The sequence below is a fragment of the Micromonospora haikouensis genome (assembly GCF_900091595.1).
Lineage (GTDB): Bacteria > Actinomycetota > Actinomycetes > Mycobacteriales > Micromonosporaceae > Micromonospora > Micromonospora haikouensis.
This window is the reverse complement of record NZ_FMCW01000081.1, coordinates 1-3,014: the sequence shown is the minus strand read 5'-3', so window position 1 is coordinate 3,014 and position 3,014 is coordinate 1. Positions and strand designations below refer to the sequence as shown.

General features: G+C 68.6%; 3 protein-coding genes. 2 read left to right on the top strand and 1 reads right to left on the bottom strand.

Translation table 11 applies throughout. The annotated features are described in order from the left end of the window. The first annotated feature begins 129 nt into the window (after positions 1 to 129). On the top strand, positions 130 to 1,542 hold the full coding sequence (gene istA / locus GA0070558_RS32515; protein WP_091287373.1) for an IS21 family transposase: 1,413 nt from the start codon (positions 130 to 132) through the stop codon (positions 1,540 to 1,542). Further along, positions 1,539 to 2,309: an IS21-like element helper ATPase IstB gene (istB, locus tag GA0070558_RS32510; protein WP_091287370.1), complete on the top strand. Its 771-nt coding sequence runs from the start codon at positions 1,539 to 1,541 to the stop codon at positions 2,307 to 2,309. The genes istA and istB overlap by 4 nt, the downstream gene beginning before the upstream one ends. 18 nt (positions 2,310 to 2,327) lie before the next feature. Here istB and GA0070558_RS32505 read toward each other — a convergent pair whose 3' ends face one another. Then, positions 2,328 to 2,885 (bottom strand): GNAT family N-acetyltransferase, encoded by a 558-nt coding sequence (locus GA0070558_RS32505; RefSeq protein ID WP_091287366.1) that lies wholly within the window; start codon positions 2,883 to 2,885, stop codon positions 2,328 to 2,330. Positions 2,886 to 3,014 lie beyond the last annotated feature (129 nt).

The following is a 3,014-nucleotide window of genomic DNA, read 5'->3' as shown; positions in this document are numbered from 1 at the left end:
CTGTCGGTGTACGGGTTGGTGTCCCCAGGTAGGTACGGATGAACGTGGCCAGGTCGCGGCGTGGCGACGGGCCGGCGGGGTGTCCGATGAGTAAGACTTCGCCCGGTATGAGCTGGGCGGAGGGCGGCGATGGTTCTGCGGTCGGAGCGGTGGCTGGAGCTGCGCCGGTTCCGTGCGCTGCATGAGGCGGGGCTGAGCCTGTCACAGATCGCTCGGGAGACCGGTCTGGATCGCAAGACGGTGCGGAAGTACCTGGCGGGCGACGCTGCTCCGGCGCCGCCGCAGCGGTCACCGCGTCGAGACGCCCGGGCGTCGGTGTTGAGCCCGTTCGCGCATGTGATCGACTCGTGGTTGCGGGCGGAGTTGCTGCTCAAGGGCACGGTGATCCATGAGCGGCTGGTCGAGCAGTACGGGTTCACCGGCAACTACCAACGGGTCAAGCTATATCTGCAGGAAGCCCGGCCGCGGATCGCGGCGGAGTTGGGCATCGGCCCGGACGAACTGGCCGGGTTGCACCGTCGGTTCGAGGTGGTGCCCGGTGCGCAGGCGCAGGTCGACTGGGGCGACGAAGGCGGAATCCTGGCCCACGTCGGGATCGCCAAGGTCTACTCGTTCCACATGGTGCTGTCGTATTCGCGGGACCCGTTCTGCTGCTTCACCACCAGTCAGGACCTGTCGGCGTTCTGGGAGTGCCACCGGCGGGCGTTCGCCCACTTCGGTGGGGTGCCCAAGTCGATCGTCTACGACCGGACGAAAACCGTGGTGCGCCGGCACGTCGCCCCCGGGCAGGCGGTGCCACTGCACCCGGAGGCGGTCGCGTTCGCCGGGCACTACGACTTTGATATCGACGTGCTGGCCGCCTACCGACCCACCGGCAAGGGCCGCGTGGAGCGGCAGGTCGCCATCGTCCGCGACCACGTCCTGGCTGGGCGGGGCTTCTCGTCGCTGGCCGACCTGGACGCCGCGTTCCACGCGTGGGTGCCGATGCGCCGGGCTCGAACCCACCGCACTCATGGCGAGGTCATCGGCGTCCGTGCCGCCCGCGACCACGCCGCCCTGCGGCCCCTGCCGGCTCGGCCGTATGTGGTCGCCGCGAGGCATCTGCGGCATGTCGGCAAGGACTGCCTGGTCGCCTACGACGCGAACCTCTACTCCGTCCCGGCCCGCAGGGTCCGTCATCGGCAGCTGGTCGAGGTTCGGGCCACCGCCGCGACCGTCACTATCCACGCCACCATCGCCGACCAGCACGGCCAAACCCTGCTGGCCAGCCACCCGAGGGCGGTCGGACGTGGTGCCCGCGTGGTCGACCCGGGCCACTGGGACGGTCTGCCCGACGGACACACCCGGGCAACCACCACCGGCGACACCCCACCCCACCGCAGCCGGCCCGCACCCGGCGGTGGCCCGTTGCAGGCGTTGCTGAACCGGGCCGCCGCGGCCCAGGTCACCGTCGACCGCCGGCCGCTGTCGGTCTATGACCAGATCGCCGGCACCGCACCGTTCACCACCGCACGCAGCTATCCGAAGGGCACGACCTCGTGAGTGACCTCGTCGCCGACCGCATCCGGGCCACCGCTACCAGGCTCGGCCTGCCACACCTGGCCCGCACCCTCGCGGACCTCACTGCCCGCGCCGACACGGAGTCCATGGGCTACCTGGACTTCCTCGACTTGGTCCTCGAAGAAGAACAAGCCGTCCGCGACGAGCGTCGCTTCCGCTCAGCGCTGCGCCTGTCGAAGCTGCCGCACCACAAGACCCTCGACGAATACGACTTCGCGTTCCAACCTGAGCTGGACCCGCGCAAGATCCGGGACCTGGCCACCCTTGCGTTCGTGCAGGCCAAAGCCAACGTCGCCCTGCTCGGACCTCCCGGCGTCGGCAAGACTCATATTGCCGTCGCCCTGGCCGTCGCCGCCTGCCGAGCCGGATTCACCGTCTACTTCACCAGCCTCGACGACATGGTCCGTCACCTCACCGCCGCCGACGACATCGGAAGGCTAGCCCGCAAGCTGCACACCTACCTGCGCCCCAATGTTCTGGTCATCGACGAGGTCGGCTACCAGCCCCTCGAACGGGCCCAGGCCAACCTCGTCTTCCAAGTGATCTCGAAGCGCTACGAGAAGGGCTCCACGCTGCTCACCTCGAACAAGAGCTTCGGCGAATGGGGCCAGGTCTTCGGCGACGAAGTCCTCGCCACCGCCATCCTCGACCGCCTTCTGCACCACTGTGACGTCGTCGCGATCAACGGACCCAGCTACCGGCTCAAGAACCGCCTCACCGCCATCGACGGCCAAGCCAACGTCGCCTGAGCCCGGGCCAGGCCACGGTCACGCTGTTCGAGGACGAGGGCCTCGGATCCTGGAGAAGACCACCGCGTCAGCGCGACGGCCGGGAAACGACAGGAAGCTGCGCAGCACACCTTCCTGCTCGAAGGCAGCCGCGGTGAGGACCCGCCGGGACGCCTCGTTGTCCGGCTCCACCCACGCCTCCACCCGCTCCATGCCCGCGACGTCCAACGCCCACGACGACGCCATCCCCACCGCACGAGTGGTGATTCCTCGCCCTCGCGCCGGCGGGACGAGCCAGTAGCCGAGGCCAGCCACCTCCGGCTGCGGCCGAAGCATGAGCACGACCGAACCGAGCGCTTGATCAGTCACCGCATCAGCAATCGCAAGCGAGATCCCCTCACCGCTGTCGACTCGACTCCACTGCCGAGCGATGAACGCCCGTCCCGCATCGACCGAGAACACTCCCGGAACCGTGGTGGCCTCGACAATCCGCAGATCCTGGGCCGCGGCTCGAACACAGTCCAGATCATCCTCCCGCCAACAACGAAGACGAACAGCCTCATCAACAAGATCGACAGCGGGGTAGGCCAACGACACCGAACCAAGCTACGCCACAAGCCGCCCCCGGTCGTCCCCGCCGACGCTGCCCCAGCCCGATTGACCTCCCAGGACAGCCTGGCCACGCTCATCCGTACCTACCTGGGGACACAAACTCGTACGCCGACA

Excerpts from the sequence above, each read along its gene's own strand:
- istA (WP_091287373.1), top strand. The coding sequence starts at position 130 with ATGGTTCTGCGGTCGGAGCGGTGGCTGGAGCTGCGCCGGTTCCGTGCG.